Origin of the sequence: Williamsia phyllosphaerae (assembly GCF_014635305.1) — a bacterium.
Lineage (GTDB): Bacteria > Actinomycetota > Actinomycetes > Mycobacteriales > Mycobacteriaceae > Williamsia_A > Williamsia_A phyllosphaerae.
On record NZ_BMCS01000001.1, the window covers coordinates 795,290 to 822,269 of the forward strand.

20 protein-coding genes and 1 pseudogene are annotated in these 26,980 nt (G+C 69.8%); 7 read left to right on the plus strand and 14 right to left on the minus strand.

Features of this window, described 5'->3' with window-relative positions:
- Positions 1-10: 10 nt before the first annotated feature.
- Together IEV93_RS03640 and IEV93_RS03645 are read right to left on the minus strand one after the other, a co-directional pair.
- Positions 11-763 carry an SDR family oxidoreductase gene (locus tag IEV93_RS03640; protein WP_188486996.1) on the minus strand — a complete coding sequence of 251 codons (753 nt, stop codon included), beginning with the start codon at positions 761-763 and terminating at the stop codon, positions 11-13.
- A 114-nt stretch (positions 764-877) separates the two neighbouring features.
- The gene (locus IEV93_RS03645; protein WP_188486998.1) at positions 878-2,098 is read right to left on the minus strand and encodes a pyridoxal phosphate-dependent aminotransferase; all 1,221 of its coding nucleotides are present in this window, start codon (positions 2,096-2,098) and stop codon (positions 878-880) included.
- Between the two features lie 114 nt (positions 2,099-2,212).
- Here IEV93_RS03645 and IEV93_RS03650 point away from each other — a divergent pair, with 114 nt between their 5' ends.
- A complete protein-coding gene (locus IEV93_RS03650; RefSeq protein ID WP_188487000.1) occupies positions 2,213-3,040 on the plus strand; it encodes a helix-turn-helix transcriptional regulator in 828 nt (275 codons plus the stop codon).
- Positions 3,041-3,077: 37 nt separating this feature from the next.
- Here the strand turns inward: IEV93_RS03650 and IEV93_RS03655 are convergent, their stop codons facing one another.
- Complete coding sequence (locus IEV93_RS03655; RefSeq protein WP_229704865.1) at positions 3,078-4,304, minus strand: polysaccharide biosynthesis protein; 1,227 nt, start codon at positions 4,302-4,304, stop codon at positions 3,078-3,080.
- A gap of 38 nt (positions 4,305-4,342) precedes the next feature.
- Between IEV93_RS03655 and IEV93_RS03660 the strand changes: the two genes are divergently transcribed.
- The gene (locus IEV93_RS03660; RefSeq protein ID WP_188487003.1) at positions 4,343-6,082 is read left to right on the plus strand and encodes an MmpA family trehalose lipid delivery protein; all 1,740 of its coding nucleotides are present in this window, start codon (positions 4,343-4,345) and stop codon (positions 6,080-6,082) included.
- A gap of 29 nt (positions 6,083-6,111) precedes the next feature.
- Positions 6,112-6,561: pseudogene (locus tag IEV93_RS03665) on the plus strand (nuclear transport factor 2 family protein); the annotation flags it as partial.
- On the opposite strand, the gene IEV93_RS03670 reads toward IEV93_RS03665, so the two are convergent.
- On the minus strand, positions 6,492-7,721 hold the full coding sequence (locus IEV93_RS03670) for a glycosyltransferase family 4 protein (RefSeq protein WP_229704866.1): 1,230 nt from the start codon (positions 7,719-7,721) through the stop codon (positions 6,492-6,494). The pseudogene IEV93_RS03665 and the gene IEV93_RS03670 sit on opposite strands and share 70 nt — an antisense overlap.
- 117 nt (positions 7,722-7,838) lie before the next feature.
- Here IEV93_RS03670 and IEV93_RS03675 point away from each other — a divergent pair, with 117 nt between their 5' ends.
- Positions 7,839-8,606, plus strand: a complete 768-nt coding sequence (locus IEV93_RS03675) for a class I SAM-dependent methyltransferase (protein WP_371873824.1) — start codon at positions 7,839-7,841, stop codon at positions 8,604-8,606.
- 10 nt (positions 8,607-8,616) lie between these two features.
- Here IEV93_RS03675 and IEV93_RS03680 read toward each other — a convergent pair whose 3' ends face one another.
- The 9 genes from IEV93_RS03680 to IEV93_RS03720 all read right to left on the minus strand — a co-directional run bounded on the left by IEV93_RS03680 (position 8,617) and on the right by IEV93_RS03720 (position 19,996).
- Positions 8,617-9,495: a hypothetical protein gene (locus IEV93_RS03680; RefSeq protein WP_188487007.1), complete on the minus strand. Its 879-nt coding sequence runs from the start codon at positions 9,493-9,495 to the stop codon at positions 8,617-8,619.
- 54 nt (positions 9,496-9,549) lie between these two features.
- Positions 9,550-10,668 (minus strand): epoxide hydrolase family protein, encoded by a 1,119-nt coding sequence (locus IEV93_RS03685; RefSeq protein ID WP_229705117.1) that lies wholly within the window; start codon positions 10,666-10,668, stop codon positions 9,550-9,552.
- Positions 10,669-10,723: 55 nt separating this feature from the next.
- Positions 10,724-13,273, minus strand: a complete 2,550-nt coding sequence (locus tag IEV93_RS03690) for an ABC transporter permease (protein ID WP_229704868.1) — start codon at positions 13,271-13,273, stop codon at positions 10,724-10,726.
- A complete protein-coding gene (locus tag IEV93_RS03695) occupies positions 13,273-14,046 on the minus strand; it encodes an ABC transporter ATP-binding protein (protein WP_188490348.1) in 774 nt (257 codons plus the stop codon). Before IEV93_RS03695 ends, IEV93_RS03690 begins: the two co-directional genes overlap by 1 nt.
- Before the next feature lie 193 nt (positions 14,047-14,239).
- On the minus strand, positions 14,240-15,322 hold the full coding sequence (locus tag IEV93_RS03700; protein ID WP_188487011.1) for an esterase-like activity of phytase family protein: 1,083 nt from the start codon (positions 15,320-15,322) through the stop codon (positions 14,240-14,242).
- Positions 15,323-15,424: 102 nt separating this feature from the next.
- Positions 15,425-17,248, minus strand: a complete 1,824-nt coding sequence (locus IEV93_RS03705) for a phosphoenolpyruvate carboxykinase (GTP) (RefSeq protein ID WP_188487013.1) — start codon at positions 17,246-17,248, stop codon at positions 15,425-15,427.
- A gap of 148 nt (positions 17,249-17,396) precedes the next feature.
- On the minus strand, positions 17,397-17,777 hold the full coding sequence (locus IEV93_RS03710) for a DUF6802 family protein (RefSeq protein ID WP_188487015.1): 381 nt from the start codon (positions 17,775-17,777) through the stop codon (positions 17,397-17,399).
- A gap of 39 nt (positions 17,778-17,816) precedes the next feature.
- Positions 17,817-19,136, minus strand: a complete 1,320-nt coding sequence (locus IEV93_RS03715; protein WP_188487017.1) for a hypothetical protein — start codon at positions 19,134-19,136, stop codon at positions 17,817-17,819.
- Positions 19,133-19,996: a hypothetical protein gene (locus tag IEV93_RS03720; RefSeq protein ID WP_188487019.1), complete on the minus strand. Its 864-nt coding sequence runs from the start codon at positions 19,994-19,996 to the stop codon at positions 19,133-19,135. Before IEV93_RS03720 ends, IEV93_RS03715 begins: the two co-directional genes overlap by 4 nt.
- A gap of 103 nt (positions 19,997-20,099) precedes the next feature.
- Between IEV93_RS03720 and trmB the strand changes: the two genes are divergently transcribed.
- From trmB to IEV93_RS03735, 3 genes are all read left to right on the plus strand, one after another.
- Complete coding sequence (gene trmB / locus IEV93_RS03725) at positions 20,100-20,813, plus strand: tRNA (guanosine(46)-N7)-methyltransferase TrmB (RefSeq protein ID WP_188490350.1); 714 nt, start codon at positions 20,100-20,102, stop codon at positions 20,811-20,813.
- Complete coding sequence (locus IEV93_RS03730; RefSeq protein ID WP_371873789.1) at positions 20,813-21,529, plus strand: NYN domain-containing protein; 717 nt, start codon at positions 20,813-20,815, stop codon at positions 21,527-21,529. The genes trmB and IEV93_RS03730 overlap by 1 nt, the downstream gene beginning before the upstream one ends.
- A 162-nt stretch (positions 21,530-21,691) precedes the next feature.
- Complete coding sequence (locus tag IEV93_RS03735) at positions 21,692-24,841, plus strand: MMPL family transporter (RefSeq protein ID WP_188487021.1); 3,150 nt, start codon at positions 21,692-21,694, stop codon at positions 24,839-24,841.
- 13 nt (positions 24,842-24,854) lie between these two features.
- Here IEV93_RS03735 and IEV93_RS03740 read toward each other — a convergent pair whose 3' ends face one another.
- Entirely contained in the window at positions 24,855-26,888 is a 2,034-nt protein-coding gene (locus IEV93_RS03740) for a DUF2339 domain-containing protein (protein WP_188487024.1), read from the minus strand.
- Positions 26,889-26,980: the final 92 nt, after the last annotated feature.

Consider the following 26,980-nt stretch of genomic DNA (forward strand, 5'->3'; position numbering starts at 1 on the left):
TTCAAGCGACTCAGTGCACCTGCCCGGCGAGCTGGGCCATCATCGCGTCTCGGTTCCCGTTGGTCTCGGAATGACGCAGCGGCTTGACGTTCTCGACGAGGATCTCGCGCACCGTCGGATCGGCGTCGATGATCGACACCACCTCGGTGAGGAAATCGTCGAGCGGCATCGCCCAATCGGCCTCCGCCTGTCCCGGCATGAGATCGGTCTGCACGGCCGGCGGTGCCAGCTCGATCACCTGGATACCGGTGTCGGCCAGCTGGATACGGATCGCATCGGTGAACGCGTGGACGGCCGCCTTGGTGGCGGAATAGGTCGGGGTGGCCGCCATCGGGGTGAAGGCCAGGCCGGACGAGACCGTCATGATCGTCGCCTCGGACTTCGCGGCGAAGAACTCGGTGAACGCCCCGATGAGCCGGATGGACCCGAGCAGATTGGTGGTCACGACCTCGGCGGCGGTGTCGACGAAGTCGCCGGTGTGGACGTCCTCGGTCTTCATCACCCCGGCCATCGCGATGAGGACGTCGAGGTCGCCGAACCTCGCCTGGACGTCGGCGGCGACCGCGGTGATCGAGCCCGGGTCACTGACGTCGAGCTCGACGGTGTGGATACCGGGATGCTCCGACGCGATCTCCTCGAGCTTCTCGCGTCGACGTCCGGCGACGATCACCGTGTTCCCCGCGGCGTGGAAGCGCAGGGCCAGTCCGAGTCCGATCCCGGACGTGCCGCCGGGGATGAACATGGTGTTGCCGGTGGTCTTCATTGGGGACTCCTGGGGGTCGGGCCGTTGTCGGCGCGTGGTGTGAACTCTTCTCGAGTCCACGCCGCCAGCGCCCGGACAACAAGGACGCCCTCATCCAGGGATCGCCGGTCCGGGTCAGGCGCGAATCTGGGCCAGGTAGCGCGAGATCCGACCGATCGCCTCGGTGAGCGTGGCCACGTCGGGCAGCGTCACCAGCCGGAAGTGGTCGGGATCGAACCAGTTGAAGCCGGTTCCGTGGGTCACCAGGATCTTCTCCGCGTGCAGCAGATCGATGACGAACTGCTGGTCGTCGACGATCGGATACACCTCGGGGTCGAGTCGGGGGAAGCAGTACAGCGCGCCCTGCGGCTTCACACAGCTGACGCCGGGGATCTCGTTGAGCAGACGCCAGGCGGTCATCGACTGCTCGTAGAACCGACCGCCGGGCACGATGAGCTCGTCGATCGACTGGTAGCCACCGAGGGCGGTCTGGATCGCGTGCTGGGCGGGGACGTTGGCGCACATGCGCATGTTGGCCAGCAGTTGCAGCCCCTCGAGGAAGTCCTTTGCGATGTGCTGCGGGCCGGTCACCGCGACCCAGCCGCTGCGGTAACCGCACACCCGGTAGGCCTTTGACAGCCCACTGAAGGTCAGACACAGGACGTCGTCGCCGGCGAAAGTCGCGGTGTGGTGGTGGACGGCGCCGTCGAACAGGATCTTCTCGTAGATCTCGTCACTCATCAGGACCAGGTCGTGGCGACGGGCGATGTCGACGAACCCGCGGACGATGTCCTCGCTGTAGACCGCCCCGGTCGGGTTGTTGGGGTTGATGAGCACCAGCGCATGGGTGTCGGGAGTGATCTTCGATTCGATGTCGGCGAGGTCGGGGTTCCATCCGTTCGACTCGTCACAGCGGTAGTGGACCGGGATGCCGCCGGCGAGGCTGACCGCACCGGTCCACAGCGGGTAGTCGGGGGCGGGGACGAGGATCTCGTTGCCGACGTCGACGAACGCCTGCAGCACCATGGTGATCAGCTCGCTGACCCCGTTGCCGATGAGGATGTCGCCGACGTCGACCGACTTGAGACCACGGGTCTGGTAGTACTGCGCGACCGCGGTGCGCGCCGACATGATGCCGCGGGCGTCGCTGTAGCCCTGCGCGGTGGAGATGTTCTCGACGACGTTGTGCAGGATGGCGCTGGGCGCGTCGAACCCGAACGGCGCCGGGTTGCCGATGTTCAGCTTGAGGATGCGGTGCCCCTGGGCCTCCAGCCGCTCGGCCTCGACGAGGATCGGGCCGCGGACGTCGTAGCGGACGTTCCGGAGTCTCTGCGATTGACGGATCTGGCGTGCCATGCGGGTAAGCCTTACACATCAGGGCAACCAGATTTCGCGAGCCAGGGACCGACGAGTCCTGGTTCAGATCGCCCCGACCGACGATCGTGGGGTGCGACACAGGAGGTGGACGCGATGGATCGCGCAGGGTTGGCCGAGTTCCTCACGCGACGTCGGGACGCACTGCAACCGGAGGACGTGGGACTGCCCCGCGGTGCCCGCCGACGGACCACCGGGTTGCGCCGCGAGGAGGTGGCGCTGCTGGCCGGGATGTCGACCGACTACTACAGCCGCCTCGAGCAGCAACGCGGACCGCACCCGTCGGATCAGATGTTGGCGGCGATCGCCCGGGCCCTGCACCTGTCGCTGGCCGAGCGCGATCACCTGTTCCTGCTCGCCGGTCAGAACACGCCCCGACGCGCAGCGCGCGGCGACCACGTGACCCCGGGCATGATGCGGATCATCGACCGCCTGGGCGACACCCCGGCAATGGTCGTCAACAGCGCGGGCGAGACGTTGCTACAGACCGCACCCGCGACCGCGCTCCTGGGCGACGAGACCGCCCACACCGGCTTGGCCCGCAGCGTCACCTACCGCTGGTTCACCGACGCCGGCGCCCGGGCCAAGCACCCCGTCGACGACCACGCGATACACGCTCGGGCGCACACCGCTCGGCTACGGACAGCGGCGACCGCGGAGGGGCCGACCTCTCGGGCCGCCGAGGTCGCCACCGCGCTGCTCGCGGTGAGCCCCGCGTTCGCCGAGCACTGGAGCAGGCACGACGTGGACACCACGTTGCCCGATCAGCGAAAGCGGCTGCTGCATCCCGAACTCGGACTGATCGAGGTGCACTGTCAGACACTGCTCGATCCCGACCAGTCGCAATTCCTGTTGGTCTACACCGCCACCCCGGGTAGCGAGAGCCACCAGAAACTGGCGATGTTGGCCGCGGTGAGCGGCTGAGCCAAATGTTCCGCCCGCATTGCTGCGTCCGTGGCGCTCAGCGCGTGACGCTCGCGGTCCGCATGGTGGCGGCGACGGTGAGCGTCGCGGCGAGGACGGCTCCGGATGCGGCGATCGCGGCCAGGCCGAGGACCGTGTGCGCGGCGGTCAGGATGACGACCACCTCGACGACGACCACCGCCCACGGCACCACCGCGATACGTGTGCGCTCCCGGGCGATGGCGGCGAGCAGCGCCACCTGCAGGATCGCGAGTGCGCCACCGGTGATCGCGAACAGCCACAGCAGTCCCGCGACCGGCCGGTAGTCGTCGCCGATGACGACCGGCACCAGCGGACCGCCGATCAGGGCCGCCACCGTCGTCACCCCCGCGAGCCCGATGAGGACGAGAACACCCGTGCGCAGCGCGCCCGCCGATCGTTGTGCGTCGGCCAGACGCGGGAACAGTACGAGGCCGATGGCCTGGGGCAGCCAGAACGCCACCTTGCTCGCCACCGTCCCGAGCGCGTAGACGCCCGAATCGTGTTCGCTGAGGACCACTCGGGCGAGCAGCAGGTCCACCGACGTCGCCGAGATCAACACCAGCTGCACCTGCGAGGCGTGCAGCACCGTGGTCGGGGAGAGTCGTCCGACGGGGGCGTCGGCGGATCGTGGTCCGAGGCCGCGCACACCGGTCTGCCACCCGACGATGACCACTGCGACCACCGCACCGAGCATCGTCGCGACCAGTGCGTCGGCCGATCCCCCGCCGACGGCCAGCGCGATCAACGGCGGCACGGTGCGCACGACACCGACCATCCCGATCACCCACGCCAGGCGGTGGAACTGTCCGCGACCCTGCAGGATCCCCTGGCCCACACTGATCAGCACCAGCAACGGTGCGACCGCCATCGCGGCGGCGGTGGCGGTGAAACCGGTGTGGGCGAACGTCATCACGGGCGCGACGGCGAGCGCGGCGAGTATCGCGACGGCCACGGCGGTGACGCCCCCGAGGCGCAACAGTGAGCCGATCGGACGACCCGTCACCACCTCGCGCGCGGCCACCGCCTGCAGCGCGAGCGCGGGGACGCCGAGAACGAGCGTGGCCTGGAGCAACACCGCGAACTCACCGTAGGAACTCGTCGACAACCATGCGCTGGCCGGCAGGTGCACCAGATAGGCGCAGACGTTGGCGACCATGCTGCCGACCGCGACCTGGCCCATCGACGACGCCAGCGATCCGCCGGACATCACGCGGGGTCCGCCCGCCCGTTGCCCCGTCGCCATGGGGTCGAGTCTGTCAGTCCCAACTAGTGTCGGTTCCCATGACTCGCGTCCGCAGCCTCGGGACGCTGTGGGCATTCAGCGTCGCGCTGGCCGCGTTGATCCTGGCACCGGTGCTGGGCGGGGTGATCGGAGACGGCGAGGCGCTGCTCTACCGCGACGCGGTGTCGACGCCGCGCAGCTTCGTCACCGACACCGCGATGGGGCTGGGCGAGACCCCGGCCCGCGCCGTCCCGCAGGACTGGCTGCTCGCGCTCGCGAGCCACGCCGTCGACGGCTCGCTCATCGTCGCCGGGCTGACGTTCGGTGCGCTCGTCCTCGCCGGGGTCGGCTCGGGCCTGCTCGCGCTACGCGTCGTCCCCGCCGCCCGCACCCCGGGCGCGCTGGCCGCGGCCGCCCTCGCCATCTGGAACCCCTATGTGGCCGAACGTCTTCTGCAGGGTCAGTGGAGCCTTCTCGTGGGCTACGGGGCACTCGGCTGGATCGTCGTCTCGGCGCACCGATGCCTCGTGGCGCCGACCCGCGGCACCTGGCTGAGCCTGCTCGCGTGGTCGGCGGTCGCCGGTCTCACACCCACCGGATCAGTGCTCGCCGCGTTCGTCGTGCTCGCGGTGCTGGTGATCCCCGTGCTGTGGAACCCGTCGGCGACCGCGCATGAGGGCGTGTTGCGCGTCATCGGGGCAGCGGCCGTGGTCGTCCTCGCGAGCCTGCCGTGGCTCGTCGCCTCCGTCCTGACATCCGCGGGCGCGACGTCCGACAGCGCCGCGGTCGACGCGTTCGCCGCGCGCGCCGAGACCGGACTGGGCACGCTCGGATCGATCGCAGGCCTCGGAGGGATATGGAACGCCGACGCGGTGCCGTCCACCCGCTCCGGCGTCTGGGCGCCGGTGGCGGTCGCCTGTCTGCTTGCCGTCGTCGCCATCGGCGGCACACAGGCCTGGCGACGGCGACGGCGTATCCCGTTGCTGCCGAACCTCTTCTGGCTCGGGGCGACGACGGTGGTCCTGGTGGTCCTGGCCGCGACCGGTCCCGGCCGTGCGGTGCTCGGGTGGATCGTCGACACCGTTCCGGGCGCCGGGCTGCTCCGCGACACCCAGAAGTGGGTCGCGCTGCTGGTGCCGTTCTACGCGGTGTCCGCGGCCTTCGCGGTCCAGGCCATCGGCCGGTGGGTGCCCCGTGGGTTGGCCGCGGTCGTCGCGATCGGGCTGATCGCGCTCCCCCTGCCCGACCTCGCGTGGGGGGTCGGCGGATCGATCGAGACCGTCGCCTACCCGCGTGACTGGTCGGCCGTCGCCGACATCGTGCCCGCGGACGAGGGTGACGTCGCCGTCGTCCCGGCCGGGACGAACCGGCGCTACGCCTTCACCGGTGGCGTCGTGTCGCTCGATCCGGCGGCCCGGATGCTGCGCGCCCCCGTGGTGACCACCGGCGAGTTGAGCGTCGGAGGCACGACGGTCGACCGCCCGGACCGTTCCCGGGCCACCGAGGTGGCCGACGTCCTCGACCGCGGGGAGCCGTCTGACCGCCTCGCCGAACTCGGGGTCGGGTGGGTGCTCGTCGAGGACGGATCCACACCGGCGACGGTGAGCGGCCTCGCTGTCGCCTTCCGCGGGCCGACACTCACGCTGTACCGGGTGCCCGCCCCCGACGTGGTCCGGGCGTCGGCCGGCGACCGCGCCGTGTCGTGGACCGCGCACGGGATCTGGCTCGGGATCATCGTGCTCGGATTTCTCGGAGCGGCCATCGGGGCCGGGCGCCGACTGGTGCAATGGGTCGCGTGACCGCAGACATCGCCGAGACCCTGCAGAGCATCGCCGACGCCGCCGAGATCCGCGCGCTGAAGTACCGCTATCTGCGCACCCTCGACACCAAGCGGTGGGACGAGTTCACCGCGACCCTGACCGAGGACGTCACCGGTGAGTACGGGGCGTCGTTGAGTTTTTCCGACCGCGACACCCTGGTGACGTTCATGCGGACGTCGCTGGGCACCGCCGACATCATCACCGAGCACCACGTGGGGCACCCGGAGATCGAGGTCACGGGCGACACCGCCACCGGTCGCTGGTATCTGCAGGACCGGGTGATCGCGCCGGGCGCCCAGTTCATGCTGTTCGGGGCCGCGATCTACGCCGACACCTACCGGCGCACACCGGAGGGGTGGCGGATCAGTTCGACCGGGTACGAGCGGACCTACGAGGCGACGGTGTCGCTGGCCGACGTGCCCAGCTTCGCGCTGTCCACCGGACCGGCGATCCACCTGCCCGAGACGGCCGCGGACGCCACCAGCGCGACGGCGTCGGCGGTCGCCGACCACGAGTAGCCCTCCACCCGCTCGCGCCCGGCCGTGCCGAGCGCTGCGCGCCGAGTGTGGTCGGCGAGCAGGTCCGCGGTGACCCGCGCGAGGTCGTCGCGGTCGGTGGCGAGCACCCCGGTGACCCCGTCGACCACCGAGTCGGTCAGACCCCGCGACGACCGATAGCCGATGGTGGGGACTCCGTGCTGAGCCGCCTCGATCACCGCGAGTCCCCAGCCCTCGGTGCGCGAGGGCATCAGATGCAGATCTGCGGCGGCGAGAACCGCATGCTTTGTGGTCTCGTCGACATAGCCGTGGAACGTGACGTGGTCGTCGATGCCGAGGTCGGCGGCCACCACCCGCAGTCGCTCGCCCCACCAACCGTCACCCACGACGTCGAGGTGGATCTCGGGTCGTGACTCCCGGAGCCGGGCGACGACCTCGAGGGCGTCCTCGATCTGCTTGTGCGGCACCAGCCGCGAGACCACACAGAGCCGGTTGCCGGGCGTCGTCGTCGTCGAGGGCCGCGCGTGCGCCGGGATCGGGTCGCTGCCGGCACGGACCACCGCGACCCGCTCGGCCTCGACACCGAGCGCGTGCAGGTCGGTGGCCGACGGGTCGGAGACGGTCAGGTACTGGTTGCGTCGGTGCACCCACGGCGAGATGCGGGACTCGATGAGCCAGCCCAGGCCACCGAGCAATCGTCCGGCGACCGGCCACTGGGCGCGGTGGCAGTGGTGCACGAGCACCACGACGGGCGCGCGGGTGACGGCCGCGGCGAAGAACGGGATGCCGTTCTGGGTGTCGATGACGACATCGGGTCGGACACCGGCCAGCGGGCCGCGCCCGAGGCGGCCGGCCAGGATCGCGCCGAGGGCGCGTGGATACACCGACAGCCGACCACCGCCGCGCGAGATGCGGATGCCGTCCCGCATCTCGGTCGCGCTCGCACCCGGGTAACCGGCGGTACGCAGGGTGACGGCGACGCCGCGGCGGGCCAGTTCGGCGCCGACCCGCTCGAGGTAGCGCTCGCTGCCGCCACCCTGGGGATGGTCGGTGTCGCGCCAGCAGAGCAGCAGCACCTCGCGAGGCAACGATGCCTCGACAACCTGCTGTTCCACTCTCACGACCTCTCCACGATCACTCCCCCGCACGGGCGGATCTTCTCCGCGAGGGTAGCGGCCCGACGTCCGGACACCGACGATCAGGGCGGTGCCACTAGTGTCGTGGCCGTGCCCGACCGGATCCCTGTGCCCCAGCACGGCGCCCGTCGGTTCGCCCGTCGGGCCACGCTGCGACGCGCGGCCGGACTGCTCGACGACTTCCGGTTCGAGCAGACCGATCCCGACCGCTTCTACTCGGCGTTGGCGCGGGATTCGGTGGAGCTGATCGCCGACCTGTACCCCGGGTCCCTCGACGGCGCGGTCGTCGTCGATGTCGGTGGCGGCCCGGGATACTTCGCCGACGGTTTCCGCGCCCGCGGCGCCCGGTACGTGTCGGTGGAGCCCGACCCGGCCGAGATGCACGCGGCCGCGCTGCCGCACCAGGCGAGCATCCGCGCCTCCGGCATGGACCTGCCGTTCGCCGACGGCTCGCTGGATGTCTGCTTCTCGTCGAACGTCGCCGAACACGTGCCCGATCCGTGGCGGATGGGCTCGGAGATGCTGCGCGTCACGCGATCCGGCGGGATCATGGTGCTGTCCTACACCCTCTGGTACGGACCGTTCGGCGGCCACGAGATGGGGCTGACGCACTATCTCGGCGGGGCCCGGGCCGCCCGGCGGTACACCCGCCGACACGGCCATCCCCCCAAGAACCTCTACGGCACCAGCCTTTTCGCGGTCACCGCGGCCGATGGACTCCGGTGGGCCGCGACCGTCCCGCCCGAGCGGGCAACCCTGATCGCCGCCTTCCCGCGCTATCTGCCCCGCTGGATGTGGTGGGTCATGCGGGTCCCCGGACTACGAGAACTGCTGGGCAGCAACCTCGTTCTCGTTTTCCACCGGACCTGAGCGGGCGGTCTCAGCCTGCGGGCGCCTCGCATCGCAGCAGACCGGTCGACGAGGTCGACGTGTCGAGCACGCGGCCGTCGAGCGTGATGGTGCAGGTGACCTGCCCCTGCAGCACCACCGCGGTCAGCGATGCCGTCCCGGTCACGTCCGTGGCGACCGCCCACGGCGGGGTGATCGGCCGCGGCGAGATCTTGATGGAGGAGCCGGCCGCGTAGGTGAGTCCGAGGATCTGCCCGTTCCCGCTCAGCGAGTACAGGATCTGTCCCGGGGCAGCAGACGCGGACGGCTGCGCACCGGGGATCCCGGAGGTCGGAGGAGGCGTCGACTCCTCGGTCGGCAGGAAGTCCTCGGTGGTCTCGATCGTCGACGAGGCGGCCGGGGTCGAGACATCGTCGTCACTGCCGCTCACGAGGAAGTAGCCGGCCACCAGGACGATGACCACCAGCAGCGCGACGACCGCCGCGATCAGCCACAACGTGCGCGACGATCCGCCGCCGGGCGGCGGTGCCGCGGCCGCACCGTCTCCGGGGTACTGGTTCGGGGGGTACTGGTTCGGTGGGTACTGGTTCGGGGGGTACTGGCCGCCGCCGTATCCGCCCTGGTCGTAGGGCTGCTGGTAGCCGTACTGCGTGGGTGGGTACGGGTTCTGCGTGTACGGGTCCGGCTGGTAGCCGGTGGCCGGGTAGCCGCCGTCGGCCGGATCGAACGCGCGCGTCGGTGGGTGCTGGGGGCCCTGGTATCCGGGTTCGGGCTGGTACGGGTACCCGGGCCCCTGCGGACCGTCGACCGAGGTCCACTGATCGTCGCGCGGAGGCGCCGCCCAGGTGGGGTCGTCGGGCTGCTGTCCCGGCGATGGCTCGCCGTGCCCGCCGTCCGGTCGATCGGTCATCTCATCGGTCCTCTCCGTGGTGTCCGCCATCCAGTCTGCACGGCGGTCCTACGTCTACGACGAACTCAGGCACTGCGACGCCCACGCCCGGATCTCGCCGACGAACAGCTCCGGCTGCTCCAGCGCCGCGAAGTGGCCACCGCGGTCCAGCTCGTTGAAGTAGGCGAGCGTCGGGTACCGCTTGCGGGCCCAGCGCTCCGAGGTGCGGAACAACTCCCGGGGGAACATCGACACCCCCACCGGGACCGTCACATCCGGACGGGTACCCGCCTGCGCGGCCTCCCAGTAGATCCGCGCCGACGACGCCCCGGAGGCGGTCAGCCAGTACATCATCACGCCGTCGAGGATCTGGTCGCGCGTGAGGATCGCCGACAGGTCGCCGTCGTGATCGGTCCAGTCCCAGAACTTCTCGACGATCCAGGCCGCCTGTCCGACCGGTGAATCGACCAGCGAGTAGCCGATGGTCTGCGGGCGGGTCGACTGCTGCTTCTGATATCCGGTCCGGTACCAGCGGTGCTCGTTCTGGGCCGCGATGATCTCGGCCTCCTGCGCGGTCGGGGTGTCGTCGGGATCCGGCGGCGCCAGTGGCATGTTGAGGTGGATGCCCAGCAGGTGGTCGGCGTCGCGTTCTCCGAGCGCCGTGGTGATGATCGCGCCCCAGTCGCCACCCTGGGCGGCGTATCGCTCGTAGCCCAGGCGCGCCATGAGCGTCGCCCAGGCGTCGGCGATCCGCTCGATGTTCCAGCCCGGTCGAGTCGGTTTGTCACTGAACCCGAAACCGGGCAGCGACGGGATCACGAGGTGGAACGCCGGTTCGGTGTCCGCGGGTTCGGTCAGCGGCCCGATGACGTCGAGGAACTCGCACACCGAGCCCGGCCACCCGTGGGTCAGCAGCAGCGGGGTCGCGTCGGCACGCGACGACCGCACGTGGATGACGTGGATGCCCAGGCCGTCGATGTCGGTGCGGAACTGCGGGAGGCCGTTGAGGCGCTGCTCGAGCCGACGCCAGTCGTAGCCGTCGGCCCAGTACGCGACGAGGTCGCGCAGGTAGGCCTCGGGCAGACCCTGACTGCGGTCGTCCACCGTCTCCGGCTCGGCCCAGCGGGTGCGGGCCAGTCGGTCGGCGAGGTCGTCGAGATCGGCCTGATCGATCTCGATCCGGAACGGTTCCACGGTGTCGTCTGCGCTCACGTCCCCCAGTGTGCCCCGTGCTCGTCCGGCGCCGATCTCAGACGTCGGAGATGGCCTCCAGCGGGTTGGTCCGCGCCGCCCGGACCGCGGGCCACAGCGCGGCGAGCACGCCCACGACGGCCGCGCCGACGAGCGTGATGCCGATCAACTCGTAGGGCAAGACCGCCGTGGTGATGCCCAGATCCTTGAACGTCCGGACCACGGCGATGCCCACGACGCTGCCCAGGATGACCCCGAGAACAGCACCGAAGATGGCGATGAGCACCGACTCGACGTAGATGGTCCGGCGGATCTGGGATCGCGCCATGCCGATCGCACGCAGCATCCCGATCTCGCGCTTGCGCTCGATGACCGACAGCGCCAACGTGTTCACGATGCCGAGGACCGCGATGACCAGCGCGAGCCCGAGCATGCCGTAGAGAACGGCGAGCATCTGATCGATCTGCGACGACGCCTGCCCGACGAACTCGGCCCGGTCGTTCACCTGAACCGTCAGGAAGTCCTTCGTAGCCGCGGTCAACTTGTCGCGCAGCGCATTCACCGAGACGCCGTCGGCGGCCTTGATGAGGATCAGCCGGTCGCTCTGGAACCCGGCCGGCACCAGCTTCCCGTACGCTCCGTCACCCATCTGGAACGGATCGAGGATCTGCGAGTCCTTGAAGATCCCGGAGATCCTGACGTCGGCGCGCGTGCCGTCGAAGCTGACGAAATCGATGACCTGGCCGCGTTTCCAGCCCTTGGCCTTCGCCGTCTTCTCCGAGATGATCATCCCGTCGCTGGGGATGGACTTCGATGCGCCGTCGAGCATCTCGTACGGTGTCACCGCACTGAGATCACCCTTGGGCGAGACGCCGGTGATGGTCTCGTCGCCCACCTTCGCCGCCACGATCCGGAACGAGACGGTCGACGCGACCCCCTCGGTGTTGTTGGCGGCGTTGACAACCGAGGTGGGCAGAGAGCCCTGGTCCGACGTCGCGAGCACCAGATCGGCCGACAACTCCTTGTTGATCGTGTCGTCGATCGATCCCTTCAGGCTCGACCCGAAGGTACCCACCACGGCCACGAGCATCAGCCCGAGGGTGAGGGCGAATGCGGTGGCCGCGGTTCGACGTGGGTTGCGAACCGCGTTGGTACGGGCCAGCTGTCCGATCTTGCCGAACGGTCGGCCGATGACGCGGCCGAGCGCGCCGACGAACGGGCGTGACAGCGCGGGGGCGGCGAAGACCACCGCGAAGATGAGCACGAGAGCGCCGCCGCCGACGGTGGCTGCGAACTTCGCACCCTGACCCGACGTCCCGACCAGGACGAGCGCGATACCGACGACCGCGAGCAGGCCGCCGATCGACGTCCGCATACGCAGCGAACTGGCTCCGTCGGTGGCACTCTCACGCATCGCCTCGACCGGGGAGACCTGCGCCGCGCGGCGGGCCGGAGCGTACGCGCTGACCATCGTGACCACGATCCCGACGGCCATGCACGAGATGATCGCGCCCGGGGTGATCTGCAGCGACGCCGTGGGCAGGCCCGAGGTGGACGACGTGACGGCCTTGAGGATCGCTGCCAACCCGATGCCGATCCCGAGACCGATCACACCGCCGAACAGCCCGACGACGAACGCCTCCAACAGAACCGACCGGGTGATCTGGCGACGACTCGCGCCGATCGCCCGCAGCAGCGCGAGCTCGCGTACCCGCTGCGCGATGATCATCGAGAAGGTGTTGTAGATGATGAACGTGCCGACGATGAGGCCTATCGCGGCGAACGCCAACAGGATGTAGTTGAACACATCGAGGAACTGGTTGACGTTGTCCTTCTCCTGCTGTCGCACCTGCGCGCCGGTCTGCGTCTTGTAGTCGTCACCCACGGCCGACGCGACGCGGTCGGTGAGCTGTTGCGCGGAGACACCCGGCACCGCGGACATCTCGACGTAGGCCGCGCGGGATCCGTCGGACAGTTCCTGCTTGGCCACCGACTCCTGCAGTTGCACGTTCACGAAGCCGCTGGTGTCGCCGGGGAGATCGACCAGACCGACGACCTTGACCGTCTGCGGGGTGCTGTTCCCCCGTGCGACAACGAGTTTGGTCGTCGATCCGACCGTGAGATCGGCCTTGTCGGCGGCCGACTTGTTCAGCACGATCTCGCCTGCACCCACCGGGGCACGGCCGCCCGGATAGAGCTTGCTCTCCGTCGGTGAGAGCGCCTGGTCCTGCGGCAGGAACGCCGTGCCGACGCTCGGCGCGCCACCGGTCTGCAACGCGGTCCCGTCCGCCTTGGCGATGGTGACCGGCGCGCTGTAGCGCGGCACGATGCGGCTGATGCCCAATTCGGCCTTGCGGCTGTTCAACTGGGCGACGACGGCCTCGTCGATCCCGGTGGACTGGCTGTCCTTCGGGCTGAGCCGGGTGTCGACGCCGACCGCGACCTTGTCGAAGATGCCGTCGAAGGCACTGGAGATGGTGGCGGTGAAGATGATCGACCCGGCCACGAACGACGTGCCGAGGACCACCGACAGAACCGTGAGGACGAGACGGACCTTGTGCGCGGCGAGGTTTCGCAGGGAGACCCGCCGCATGGCCGGAGCCGCCATCAGGAATCCAGGTTCTTCATGTACGCGTACACGTCGTCGGCCGAGGGCGACTGCAGTTCCTGCACGATGCGACCGTCGGCCAGGAACACGACGCGGTCGGCCCAGCTCGCCGCCCGCGGATCGTGGGTGACGATGACGACGGTCTGGCCGAACTCGTCGACCGCGGCACGCAGGATGCTCATGACCTCACCCGAGGAACGCGAGTCCAGGTTTCCGGTCGGCTCGTCGCCGAAGATGATCTGCGGCTTGCCGACCAACGCGCGGGCACACGCCACGCGCTGCTGCTGTCCGCCGGACAGTTCGCTGGGGCGATGACCGAGACGTTGGGTGAGACCGAGTCGGCCGATCACCGTGTCGAACCACTCCTGGTCGAGTTCACGGCCCGCGATGTCGAGCGGCAGGGTGATGTTCTCCCGTGCGGTCAGCGTCGGGACGAGGTTGTAGGACTGGAACACGAAGCCGATCCGGTCGCGACGCAGCCGCGTCATGTCCTTGTCGTTGAGCGTGGTGAGATCCGTGTCACCGATGGTCACCGTGCCGCCGGTGGCGTCGTCGAGGCCGGCGAGGCAGTGCATGAGGGTCGACTTGCCGGAGCCGGACGGCCCCATGATCGCGGTGAACTCGCCGGCGGCGAAGGACAGCGAAACCCCCTTGAGAGCTTCGACGGTGGTGTCTCCGGAGCCGTACACCTTGGTCACATCGGTTGCGCGCGCGGCGATCTGCGCCGTCGCGGCGTGTGCGCCGGGTGTCCGACCATCCTGGGGGACGCTCATTGATGCCTTCTCCTCGAACCGTGTGGGGGTCACGCCGTCAATCCTGGTTCGCCAGGATAGTCGTGACCATCAGGGCATCCCCTGATCTTTCCCGCGTTCGACCCCGGTGGCATCGGTCGAGAGGATGAACCCACCCCGAACCGTCGAGTGGGCGGTTACGGACGTCGAGTGGGCGGTTACGGACGCCGCGGCGTCAGAAGGTGAGCGCGAGCGTGTGCAGCTTGGTGTGCTGCGCCGGGTTGTTGAAGTTGTCGTCGCTGATGAGGATCAGTGTGCGACGGCCGCCCGAGATCGTCGGACCCCACGCCATGCCCTCGACGTTGTCGGGACGCAGCATGGGCAGCTTGGCGAAGTCGAACACCAGCCGCTTGGACATCGGCACCTCGCGGCCGGACAGCTTGTTCACGCCGGTGACCGAGGTCGCACCGCGCGTGGTGGCGACGTAGACCTTGATGCTGTTGCGATTCGCGACCGGGTCGAACCCACGCTCGAGCACGAGGTAGTCGGTGCTGCTGATCGACAGGATCTCCGAGACGCCGTTGGTGGCGCGACTGCTCGCGTTCCGGGCGATCGGGTCGGTGCGGTAGACGTACTCGCTGTTGCCCCGGCCGCCGGTGATCAGCAGACGCGATCGGGTTCCGGCCGCCTTGGTCGGGTCGCCGCCGTCCTGGACGAGCGCGGACTCGGTCATCAGCGCGACCTGGCCGCTGCGGGTCACCGTCAGGCCCTCGAAGCCGTCGTTGGTCTTGAGGCCACGGCCGGGGCCGGGCCGGTACGCGGCCGGGATCGGGATGTCGCGGACGTACAGTCCGGGCGGGCTGACGACGCGCACGAACGGCCGCGCACCCTCGCTGCTGACGACGAAGTTGCCACCCAGTTTGCGGATGCCCTCGAGGTCCGCCTGCCCCGGCAGCAACGGGATGTTGCCCGGGCCGAGGATGGTGCCGGCGTTGGTCAGCACGGGGGCCCGGGTCGCGAACTGCCCGTTTCGGGTGATGGGGAGCCGGAACTGGAAGTACCGGGCCGGGCCGTACTCGCCCTTGTCGTCGCTGACGGCCACGTAATTGCCGCCACCGATGTTGTCGATGCCCGACAGCCCACCGAAGCGGAACGGGGTCGGCACGAAGTTGTCGGGCACGGTCATCGTGTCGACGTAGCGTGCCGTGGGGCCGTTCGGCGCCGCGTTCGCGGGCGCCGCGGCGACCAGTCCGGATACTGCGACGGCGCCGACGAGGCAGCCGATCTGAACACGCTGGCCGAGACGGCTGAGACCCATGGGTCGGGATGCTACCGAATCAGCGATACGCAGCGCTATCCGAGTGACCACAAGGCCGTCGCGGAGCGACCCGGCGATGCCGTCGAATGCGGACGCGAACCGCTACGCGAGTCGCTGCTTGAGGGCCTCGAACTCGTCGGCGATGCCGGTGGGCAGCTTGTCTCCGACGAAGGAGAACCACTCCTCGATCGACGGGATCTCCTCGCGCCACTCGTCGACGTTGACCGCGAGCGCCTCGGCGACGTCGTCGAGGTTCACGTCGAGTCCGTCGAGGTCGAGCGCCTCGGGCGTCGCGACGATGCCGACCGGGGTCTCCACGCCGCCGACGGTGCCCTCGATGCGCTCGACGATCCACTTCAGGACGCGGCTGTTCTCACCGAAACCGGGCCACAGGAAGCGCTTGTCGGCGCCGCGGCGGAACCAGTTGACGTAGAAGACCTTGGGCAGCTTCGACTCGTCGGCGCTCTTGCCCAGCTCGATCCAGTGCTGCAGGTAGTCGCCCACGTTGTAGCCGAGGAACGGGAGCATGGCCATCGGGTCGCGACGGATCGCGCCGACGGTGCCCTCGGCGGCTGCGGTCTGCTCGGAGCCGACCGTCGCACCCATGAACACGCCGTGCTGCCAGTCGCGGGCCTCGGTCACCAGCGGGACGGTGGTCTTGCGGCGTCCACCGAACAGGATCGCCGAGATGGGAACGCCCTGCGGGTCGTCCCACTCCGGCGCCATGATCGGGCACTGGCTCATCGGCACGCAGTAGCGCGAGTTGGGGTGCGCGGCGGGACCGTCGGATTCCGGGGTCCAGTCCTTGCCCTGCCAGTCGATGAGGTGGTCGTGGCTGCCCTCGAGTCCCTCCCACCAGACGTCCTTGTCGTCGGTGACGGCGACGTTGGTGTACATGGTGTTGCCCTGCTTGAGGGTCTCCATCGCGTTGGGGTTCGACGACCAGTTGGTGCCGGGCGCGACGCCGAAGAAACCGAACTCCGGGTTCACCGCGTAGAGCCGACCGTCGTCGCCGAATCGCATCCAGGCGATGTCGTCACCGAGGGTCTCGGCACGCCATCCCGGGATGGTCGGCTGGATCATCGCGAGGTTGGTCTTACCGCAGGCGCTGGGGAACGCCGCGGCGATGTAGTAGGCCTTCTCCTCGGGGCTGATGAGCTTGAGGATGAGCATGTGCTCGGCCAGCCAGCCCTCGTCGTGCGCCATCGCCGAGGCGATGCGCAGGGAGTAGCACTTCTTGCCCAGCAGGGCGTTGCCGCCGTAACCCGATCCGTAGGACCAGATCTCGCGGTCCTCAGGGAAGTGGGTGATGTACTTCTCGGTGTTGCAGGGCCACGGCACGTCGGTGTCGCCGGGCTGTAGCGGCGCGCCCAGCGAGTGCAGCGCCTTGACGAAGAACTTGTCGGTGCCGAGGGTCTCGAGGACGGCGGGTCCGACGCGGGTCATGATGCGCATCGACAGCACCACGTAGGCGGAGTCGGTGATCTCGACGCCCAGCTTCGGGTCGTCGGCGCCGAGCGGGCCCATGCAGAACGGGATGACGTACATGGTGCGGCCGCGCATGCTGCCCGTGTAGAGCTCGGTCATGGTGGCGCGCATCTCGGTGGGATCGACCCAGTTGTTGGTCGGTCCGGCGTCGATCTCACGCTTGGAGCAGATGAAGGTCCGCGACTCGACGCGCGCGACGTCGGCGGGGTCGGAGTTCGCGGCGAACGAGTTCGGCTGCTTCTCCTCGTCCAGCTTGGTGATGGTGCCGGCCGCGAGGAGTTCGTCGGTGAGCCGCGTCCACTCCTCGTCGCTGCCGTCGGACCACACGACCTGGTCGGGCTGCGTCAGCCGAGCGACCTCGGCAACCCACTCCAGCAGCTCTTGATGCCGGGTCGGGGCGCTTCCGGGTTCCAGTCCGGGAATGGTCGCTGACGTCATGATGTGTCTCCTGGGATGGCCGACCAGCGAGCGCCGCGTATCTACCCGCCGTATGTGTTTGACCAGGTTACTGGTTGCGTGCACCGATCCACCAACGGGGGACCGATCGAGCGATCGGGGGTGATCGGGGTCACCGTCGGCGCCCCGATCAGTCCAGCCTGCCGATGTCGGTGCGCACCCAGTCGCCGGTCTCGACGTCGAGTCGCCGGGACTCGAACGCACCGTCGCTGTGCACCTCGGTGATCGCGTCGACGCGTCCGTCGTGGTCGGTGTCGGTGTAGACGGTGACCCCACCCGGACCGACGCGGGTGAGCGAGTCCGGGATGCCGTCGGCGTCGGAATCGACGTCGGCGGGTCCGAGGTCCCATACACGGTCACCGTCGGCGATCCACAGGTTGTCGTGCGGGTCGTGGACCGGTACCGACGCGAGCAGCGGTTCGGCCGCATCGACGTGTGTCCCGGATCCGGCCCCGTGCGCGACGTCCGTCGCATCGTCGTCGGGTCCGTCGAACGGTGAACTGACGTCCATGTGTGCTGATCTCCCCTCGGGTCAGGCAGTGCCCGGAATTCAGGCAGGGCCCGACGTGTTGGACGCGGCGCGGGCGATCGGGGTTCCATCGCGTCCGCCCGCCCGGTGCGCCCGGATGTCGGCGTCGACCCGGGCGACCTCGTCGGCGATCATCCGGGACCGCCGTTCGTGGTGCCGCATGACCTGACCCGCGATGACCGGCTCGGCCGCGGTGACCGCCCCGACGACGTCGTGTTCGATGCTCGCGCGGGACTCGGCCAACGCCTCGGCGGACCAGGACCGCATCTGCGCGCGCAGCGCACCGACCCGGCGCAGCCGCACCACCAGGGCCGCCATCGCCACACCCACGATCAGCGCCAGCGGCATGCTGATCCACTGCAGCGTGTGCACCCCGGCGAGCGGCGTCACGACGAGTCGGCCGATCCCGATGCCCGCGGACGCCCCGAGCACGACCACCAGCGCGTCCTCGGCGGCGCGCCTGCGCTCGGTGTGCGGCCGTAGGGCGATCGGCGGACGTTTCGGAACCGAGGCCGGGCCGGTCGACATGGCCTCGACCCCGAGCAGCGTCACCGAGCGGATGCGGTCGAGGTCGTCGTGCACCCGTGCATCGAGTCGGTCCCTCAGTTCGGTCACCGCCGATGCCAACCACGTCGCGTGGCGGTCGACGTCGGCGCGGCGCAGTCCGCCGATCGCATCCCGCGACCGCGCGCCGATGTCGCGGATACCGGCGTCGAGTTCCGCGACCGCCTCCGACCGCAGACGGTTGAGGCCACCGCGCAGCGCACCGAGCCGATCGGCGCGTCCCCGGTCGCGCGAGCGCACCAACCGGGCGCGGGTCGCGGTCAGCGCCGCCACGGTGACCGGTGTGGTGGCACTGAGGGGACGCCGATCGCTGGCGTCACCGACCGGCGCCCGTGCGACGGGTGCCCGTGCGTCGACCCGTCTCGGAACGTCCTCGAGGTGCTCACGGATCCAGCGTGCGAGCTCGTCGACGCCGGACTCGTCGGCGGCGCCGGCCACCGCCGCGGCTCCCGACACCGCGAACACCGGGAGCGCCTCGGCGGGGTCGAGGACGCGTCGGCTCGCCTTCGCGATCGTCGGCCAGTCCCAGAACGCGTCGACCTTCGTGCAGACGATCGCGGCGGCGCCGACCGAGGCCCGCAGTTCGTCGAGCAGGGCGCGCTCGGACTCCCCCGCCACCGACGACGGGTCGATGACGAGCAGCCCGACCGACGCCTGCGCCGCGACGCCCTCGGACCACCGCTCGACGCGCAGGCCGGGATCGACGACCGCGAGGGCGTCGATCAACGTCGCGGCCCCGGATCGTCCGACGCCGGCGACGACGACACGGCCGATCACGCGTCGACCCTGACGAGTCGGGACAGGGTGTGTTCGATCTCATCGCGGGCCGTGCCGCTCGCCGCGACACGATCGAGCGAGGCGACGACGCGGTGCAGTCGGCGCAGGCGCACCGCGTCCAGCGTCGCCGCGAGTGGGTCCGCCAGCGCCGAGACGCCGCTCTGCCGGTGCAGCAGGGCTTCGAGGGCGGGGCGATCGAGCGGACTGCCCGCCTCGGCGGCGGCCTCGAGGAGGTCCAGCGCGCTCAGGATGCCGAACTGGTCGAGTCGTCGCAGCAGACCGATCCGCAGGGTGCGTTCGGCGCGGTCGCCGCTGATGAAGTGCGCAGCCATCGACGGCATCGGCTCGTCGTCGCGCAGCATCTGCGCCAGCAGTTCGAATTCGTCGTCGACGAGGTCGGCGCACGCGAGCAGCGGCATCGTCGGACGGACCGATCGGCCCAGGTCACGAGCGCATGCGTCGGCGGTCTGGGCGGCGTCGTCCCACGATCCGAGGGTGTCGGCCTTACCGAGGGCGAGCACCGTGCGCTCCGGTGGCAGCCCCCGCAGCGCGACGCGGTCGGCGGGCCGGGGCCAGCCCACGAGTACGTAGAGCCAGACGTCGGCGTCGGTGTCGTCGTCACCGGGGCCGATCGGGGTGACCCCGAGCTGCCGTCGTACGGCACGCGCCATGGTGTCGCGGCCGGTACCCGCACGCCCGCGCACGGCGACCCGGAGTCGGACGTCGAGCTCCCGCGCGGCGCGATGCAGATCGGCCGAGTGGGGGAAACGGCCGAGCAGACCGGTCACGAATTCCGATGCGCGATCGAGTTCGGCGCCCGACACATCCAGCGTCACGACCGTCCCCTCCTGCGCGTTCATGCCTGCCCGACACCCGACCCAGCTGTGCACAACCGGCCGGATACGCCACCATGTCAGGGTGGAGAACACCGACCGACCCGCCGCAACCGCCGATCCGGCCCCGATGACCGCCGAGGATCTGCGGGACCGGGCTCGGCTGTATCCCCGGGTCACCAGTTTCCGGTCGCGCCGCGGGTCGCTGACCCCCGCCCAGCAGCACAACTGGGAGACATTGTGGCCGATCGTCGGTCGCGACGCCACGGACACACGCCTCGATCTCGAGCAGTGGTTCGGACGCAGCGCGCCGGTGATCATGGAGATCGGATCGGGCACCGGCACCTCGACCGCCGCGATGGCGAAACTCGAACCGGGGATCGACGTGCTCGCGGTGGAGGTCTACAAACCCGGACTCGCCCAACTCCTGGGCTTCATACAGCGCGAGGACATCGACAACATCCGCATCGTGCGTGGCGACGCCGTCGTGGTGCTGCGCGAGATGGTCCCGACCGCGTTCTTCGCCGGCATCCGCATCTTCTTCCCCGACCCCTGGCCCAAGGCCCGGCACCACAAGCGTCGACTCATCCAGTCCGGCACGCTGGGACTCATCGCCGACGCGGTCGTCGACGACGGTGTCGTGCACATCGCCACCGACCACGCCGACTACGCCGAGTGGATCGCCGAGGAGCTCGCGGCGCAGGAACTGCTGGTCCCGCTCGAGGGCGAGGCGCCGTTCTCGCTGGATCGTCCGACCACCAAATTCGAGGGCCGCGCCGACCGTGAGGGACGCTCGGTCACCGAGTTCGTCCTCCGGCGCATCCCCAGGGCAGGAGAGCACTGATGGGCGACGACGCGTCACCGAACATGGGCGGGTACGGCACCGGGATCGCCGAGGGGCCGGGGGTCGCCCGGACCATCTCCGGCACCAGCCCGGCGTCGCGGGTCCTGCTCATCTGGGACGCCCCCAACCTCGACATGGGTCTCGGCGCGATCCTCGGCGGACGTCCCACCACCGCCCACCGACCACGCTTCGACGCGCTCGGTCGGTGGCTGCTCGCGCGGACCGCGGACATCTCCGACACCCACGAGGGTGAGGTCGAACCCGAGGCGACCGTGTTCACCAACATCGTCCCGGGCAGCGCCGAAGTGGTCCGGCCGTGGGTCGAGGCGTTGCGTAACGTGGGCTTCGCCGTTTTCGCCAAGCCCAAGCTCGCCGACGACACCGACGTCGATTCGGACATGCTCGACCACATCGAGCTGCGCAGGCACACTGTGGGGCTGGCGGGGCTGATCGTGGCGTCGGCCGACGGTCAGGCCTTCCGGGAGCCACTCGAGGACGTCGCGGCCGACGGCACGCCCGTCACGGTCCTGGGTTTCCGGGAGCACGCCAGCTGGGCGGTCACCTCCGACATCGTCGAGTTCGTCGATCTCGAGGACATCTCCGGGGTGTTCCGGGAGCCCCTGCCGCGGATCAACCTCGATTCGCTGCCCGACGACGGCGCCTGGTTGGCTCCGTTCCGTCCGTTGACGGCGCTGCTCTCCGGCCGTCAGAACTAGCCAGGGTCCCTCGGGACCGACAATGTGGGAACGCTAAGGAGTCGCTGGCAGAAGCACCGATCGCCTCGGTGAGCTGAGACAATCGGTGCGGGCAACCCCCGTGTGAACTTTCGCGCGCTGTTCTGCGACGACTTCCCCACGACCTTCGAGAGGATGTAACCGGTGTTCGGAGCCATTGGCACATTCGTGTTCCGGATGCGCTTCGCCGTCATCGCCGTGATGATCGTCCTGATGGGCGGCCTCGGCCTGTACGGCCTCGGTCTCGGCAAGAACCTCTCCCAGAGCGGGTTCTTCGACGACGGGTCGCAGTCGGTGAAGGGATCGCAGCTCGCCGACACCACGTTCGGCCGCGATCACAAGTCCGACATCGTCCTGCTGATCACGCCACCGTCGGGGACCAAGGTCGACGACGCCGCGTTCGGCACCAAGGTCGAGAAGTTCGTCGACGAGATGATCCGCGACCACGGCGACGTCGTGGACCGCAACGATCCGGGCATCATCGACCCGTTCGCACCGGCGACGAGCACCGCAGCGAAGGCCGCCCAGGACCAGATCCGGGCGCAGACCTTCGACGCCTCCCGCGACCACGCCTTCATCAGCATCGGTGTCCGCGGCAACGACGACACCACCGTCCTCAACAACTACAAGAAGCTCGAGCCGGCCTTCGACAACATCGCAGGCCGCTACGACCTGCCCGGGGCGCAGTTCCAGCTCGCCGGTCTGCAACCGATCGCCAACGCGATCTCCAACGGCACGGCCGAGGACACCACGCGCGCCGAGGTCATCGCGCTGCCACTGGTCGCACTGATGCTGTTCTTCATCTTCGGCGGTGTCGTGGCCGCGGTGCTGCCGGTCATCATCGGTGGCCTGACCATCGCGGGCGCCACCGGCATCCTCAACGCCCTCGCCCAGACCACCGAGGTCAACTTCTTCGCCCAACCGGTCATCTCGCTCATCGGTCTGGGTATCGCCATCGACTACGGGTTGTTCATCGTCAGCAGGTTCCGAGAAGAGTTGGCGGAGGGTTATCCGCCGAAACTCGCGGTGAAACGGACGGTGATGACCGCCGGTCAGACGGTGGTGTTCTCGGCGACCATCATCGTCGCGGCCCTGGCGTGTCTGCTGATCTTCCCGCAGGGCTTCCTCAAGTCGGTCGCCTACGGCGCGATCTGCGCGGTGAGCCTCGCCGCGCTGCTGTCGGTGACGGTACTTCCCGGCATCCTCGGCATCCTCGGACCGCGCATCGACATGCTCGGCTTCAAGTTCCTGCGTCGCACCAAGACCAAGAAGGAGATCGAGGACGGCTTCTGGGGCAAGCTCGCCGGCTGGGTCATGCGCCACCCGCTCAAGACCGCCATCCCGACGGTCCTGCTGCTCCTCGTGCTCATCATCCCGTTCAGCAACATCTCGTTCGGCGGCATCACCGAGAAGTACCTTCCGCCGGGCAACGACTTCCGCAGCGCGCAGCAGGATTTCGACCGCATCTTCCCGACGCAGCGCACCGAGGACATCAAGCTCGTCATCCCCTACGACGAGAACAGCAACGACGACGGCACCAAGCTCCAGACCATCGCCGACGAGGCCAACAAGATCCCCGGCTTCACCAAGCAGTTCAGCCTCGACAGCGCCCAGGGCGCCCAGACCGGCAGCATCGAGGGCACGAACACCGGCGTGGTCCAGATGTCCGCGGGTCTCATCGACCGCAACACCGCGGGCGACGCGGTCACGGCGTTGCGGGCGATTGACACCCAGGGCCTCACGATGTACGTCGCGGGCACCCCGGCCCTGACCCAGGACTCCATCGACGCCCTGCTCGACAACCTGCCGCTGATGGTCGTGTTGCTGATCTCGGTGACGTTCCTGCTGATGTTCCTGCAGTTCGGGTCCGTGGTGCTGCCGATCAAGGCGGCGCTGATGTCGGCGCTGGGCCTCGGGTCCACGCTCGGTGTGCTCACCTGGATCTTCATCGACGGGCACGGCTCGTCGCTGTTCAACTTCACGCCGGGACCGCTGATGTCGGCGGTGCTGGTCCTGATCATCGCGATCATCTACGGGCTGTCCACCGACTACGAGGTGTTCCTGCTCTCCCGGATGGTGGAGGCCAGACAGAAGGGCGCGACCACCACCGAGGCCATCCGCAGCGGTACCGCCCACACCGGTCGCATCATCACCGCGGCCGCGGCGATCCTCGTGGTGGTGGTCGGGGCCTTCGGGTTCTCCGAGATCGTGATGATGAAGTACATCGCGTTCGGCATCATCGCGGCGCTCATCCTCGACGCCACCGTCATCCGCATGCTGCTGGTCCCCGCGATCATGAAACTGCTCGGCGACGACTGCTGGTGGGCACCGAAGTGGATGCAGGCCGTCCAGCGCAAGATCGGCCTCGGCGAGACCGTCCTGGACGACGAGCCCGGTCGCGCGACCATCCCCGGATCGAGTCGCGACGCGGGAACCGTTGTCGCGCAGGTGCCCACGATGGCGATGGCCACCGCGGGCGGGCGCGGTGCCGGACCCCGTCCTGCCGCACCACGCCCGGTCGGTCCGGAACGCTCCGCCCCGGACCGCGTCCCGCCGCGCGACGGCCGACCGCTGCCCCCGCGACCCGTCGTCGGTCGCGGAGGACCTCCCTCGCGGGACCAGTCGCCACACGACGGTCCGGTCCGGCCGAACGTGCGTCGGGTCGACGCCGACGCCCCGGCCGGTCCTCGACGCCCACCGCCCCCGCAGGACAGCGGCCCCATCGCACCGTCTCGCCCCAGCCGGGACACCACGACCGGCGCTCGTCCGCCTGCGCCCGCCGGGACCGGCGCGCCCCGCGGACGCGCGAGCAGTGCGCGTCCCGACACCGGCGGCTGGAGCCTCGGCGACAGCGGCATCCGTCTCGGAGGCGCGATCAGTGCCCGACCGCCGAGCGGCGGCGACCAGCCCCGTTCCAACGGCTCGTCGGCAGTATCGAACGGTGCTCCCACATCCGCGGGCCCGACCACCGGGCGCGGTCCGGAGCCGATGCCGGTACGGGGTGGACGTCCGGTGCCGCCCGAGCGCACCGGCGCCCGTCCCCCTGCCGCCCCCGTCGGTCCGTCCGGGTCGGCCGACCGCGGCCCGCTCGGTCGGCGTCCGTCGCTGGAGGACCAGCGCAACGGCCGTCCGCTGATCGCGTCGTTGAGTCCCGAGGACGATCCGCGCGACGCCGACCGGACAGACGCCCGTACCGACGACCACGATTCCAGTGGCCGTCGGCACGAGCGGGGCGATGATCGTCAGATCAGCGTTCAGGAGCTGTTGCGTCGTCGGAACAACAACGGCGGGTAGCTCTGTCGCGGACCTAGCGTGTCACCGGTGAGGGGGTGTCGGTCGAGTCGGTCGCGTCTCGACCCAGCACCCGGGCGTAGCGGGAACCGATCGTCAGCAGGATCAGTCCGACGACGATGAACGCACCCACCCGGAACGCACCGTCGAGGGTGGCGAGGTCGAAGAGCATCAGCTTGCCCACCGCGGCGGCGGCGAGGAGCAGACCGGCGCCGACGGGCACGATCCGCGCCGCCCCCGCCGGTACCCGGGTCGCCTGGACCAGCGCGGCCGCGGCAGCGATGACCCAGCAGATCGTCGCCGCCATGTGCCCGGCGAAGAAGCCTGCGTCGACGCCGCCGGTGGCCACGCCGGTGGTGACGCAGACGCTCGTGATGGCGTAGAGCGCAACCACTCCCGTCAGCGCCCAGAGCCACTGAGCGGCCGGGGCGACGGCCTCCGAGCGGACCCACGCCCATGCCGTCACACCCGCGGTCACCGCGAGCAGCAGACCCGAGACGATGGTCGACGCGGCGAGCGACGGACTGATGTCGACGGGGTCGACCAACACCGACACCGGCGACTGCGCCGCGAACGCCAGACCCCCGATGACGGCGAACGCGAGTCCGACGTACCGCCCGACGGCATCGTGGCGTCCGACGACCGTGATCGTCGCGGCCAGGCCCAGCAGGGCCGGAACCGCCACCGGCGCATCGAATGCCGAGACCACGCTGATCAGCGCGGCGACCCCGGCCAGGGCGGCCCAGGTGTGTCGGAGCACCACGGTCATCGACGGGATGGTGTCGGCGAGCAGGACCAGGGCCAGCAGCGTCAGCGCGAGAAGGGCGATCGCGCCGGCGGCGAGGTGGCGGTCGACGGCGACGCCGGACACCAGCAGCGGGATCGTCCCGACCACCGAGGTGGCCGCCGTGGCGAGGGTCGCGACCCGAGAGTTCAGGCGCGGTAGCACCGCGACGGTGGAGCCCAGCGTGAGAGCGGCGTTGACCACACACGCGCCGGCCAGCAACCACATGTCGATGTCGGTGGCCGTGCCCGAGAGAGCGGTGGCCGGTATGAGCCAGATGGTCCCGGCGACGACGCGCACGATGTGCAGGTACAGCCAGTCGGTGCCGAGGTGCGCGGGCAGGGTGACCAACGAGAGCGCCAACATGAACCCGACGAGGGTGAGGTTCACACCGTCGGCGACGAACGGCGCCAGGACGATCAGCGGGACCAGGACCCCCAGTGCGAGGTACTCCGAGTCCCACCGGCGTGCAAGGGCCAGACCGGCACCACCGACCACCGCGGCGATCGCGAGACCGGCTGCGGCCGGCAACCATTCGTAGATACGGGTGACCGCGATGACGTCGAGGTAGGCGGTGGCGATGCCCGTCGCGGCGAGTGCGAGCGATCCGATCCGCCCCTCGGCGCGGCGATGCATCCGCCATCCGGCCGCCACGAGTACACCGGCGAGGACGGCACCGGCACCGACCCGGACCTCAGGTCGCAGGATGCCGGCCTGGGCCGCGAGGACCAGGAGGAGCACCACGCCGACCAGGGTCACCGCTACACCGGCAGCCGCCAGGATCGCGCCGACGAGGCGTCCGTCGGCGGCCGATGCCGCCCGCTTCAGCAGTCCCGGTCGCGGTGGTGGAGGCGGGCCGATCGGGTACTGCGGCATCGGTGCGCGGGGCGGCATCGGCCGCGGGGGCATCGGTCGCGGGGGCGGGCCCTGCATCGGTGGACCCTGGTTCGGTCGCGGCGGGAACTGCGCCGTCGGCGACTCCAGCCCCGAACCCGGCCGCATCCACTGCGGGAGATCCGGCGGGTACATCTGCGGTGCGGGGTGCGGTGCCCGCGGAACGGGCGGAGCAGCCGGCGCCGGCTGGGGTCGGGGCGCCGGCTGGGGTGCGGGTGCCGGTCCGGGGCGTGGGGCCGTCATCGTGGACTGCATCTCGGTGAGGTGCGACGACATCTGCGCCATCTGGCGCGACAAGGATTCGAAATCCGCAGAGACCCGGGACAGGACGGTCCAGTCCGGGCGATCGGGACGAGCATCTGATTCGGTCATGCCGTCGATCCTCGCCAGAATCGACCGTCGGCAGATGAGTACGACTACTCAGTCGGCCTGGGGACTTCCCCGGGGCGTTCCGCCACCGAAAT

Excerpts from the sequence above, each read along its gene's own strand:
- IEV93_RS03695 (WP_188490348.1), bottom strand. The coding sequence starts at position 14,046 with ATGAGCGTCCCCCAGGATGGTCGGACACCCGGCGCACACGCCGCGACG.
- IEV93_RS03705 (WP_188487013.1), bottom strand. The coding sequence starts at position 17,248 with ATGACGTCAGCGACCATTCCCGGACTGGAACCCGGAAGCGCCCCGACC.
- IEV93_RS03700 (WP_188487011.1), bottom strand. The coding sequence starts at position 15,322 with ATGGGTCTCAGCCGTCTCGGCCAGCGTGTTCAGATCGGCTGCCTCGTC.
- IEV93_RS03680 (WP_188487007.1), bottom strand. The coding sequence starts at position 9,495 with ATGACCGATCGACCGGACGGCGGGCACGGCGAGCCATCGCCGGGACAG.
- IEV93_RS03645 (WP_188486998.1), bottom strand. The coding sequence starts at position 2,098 with ATGGCACGCCAGATCCGTCAATCGCAGAGACTCCGGAACGTCCGCTAC.
- IEV93_RS03710 (WP_188487015.1), bottom strand. The coding sequence starts at position 17,777 with ATGGACGTCAGTTCACCGTTCGACGGACCCGACGACGATGCGACGGAC.
- IEV93_RS03650 (WP_188487000.1), top strand. The coding sequence starts at position 2,213 with ATGGATCGCGCAGGGTTGGCCGAGTTCCTCACGCGACGTCGGGACGCA.
- IEV93_RS03740 (WP_188487024.1), bottom strand. The coding sequence starts at position 26,888 with ATGACCGAATCAGATGCTCGTCCCGATCGCCCGGACTGGACCGTCCTG.
- trmB (WP_188490350.1), top strand. The coding sequence starts at position 20,100 with ATGACCGCCGAGGATCTGCGGGACCGGGCTCGGCTGTATCCCCGGGTC.
- IEV93_RS03730 (WP_371873789.1), top strand. The coding sequence starts at position 20,813 with ATGGGCGACGACGCGTCACCGAACATGGGCGGGTACGGCACCGGGATC.
- IEV93_RS03690 (WP_229704868.1), bottom strand. The coding sequence starts at position 13,273 with ATGGCGGCTCCGGCCATGCGGCGGGTCTCCCTGCGAAACCTCGCCGCG.
- IEV93_RS03720 (WP_188487019.1), bottom strand. The coding sequence starts at position 19,996 with ATGAACGCGCAGGAGGGGACGGTCGTGACGCTGGATGTGTCGGGCGCC.
- IEV93_RS03640 (WP_188486996.1), bottom strand. The coding sequence starts at position 763 with ATGAAGACCACCGGCAACACCATGTTCATCCCCGGCGGCACGTCCGGG.
- IEV93_RS03655 (WP_229704865.1), bottom strand. The coding sequence starts at position 4,304 with ATGGCGACGGGGCAACGGGCGGGCGGACCCCGCGTGATGTCCGGCGGA.
- IEV93_RS03660 (WP_188487003.1), top strand. The coding sequence starts at position 4,343 with ATGACTCGCGTCCGCAGCCTCGGGACGCTGTGGGCATTCAGCGTCGCG.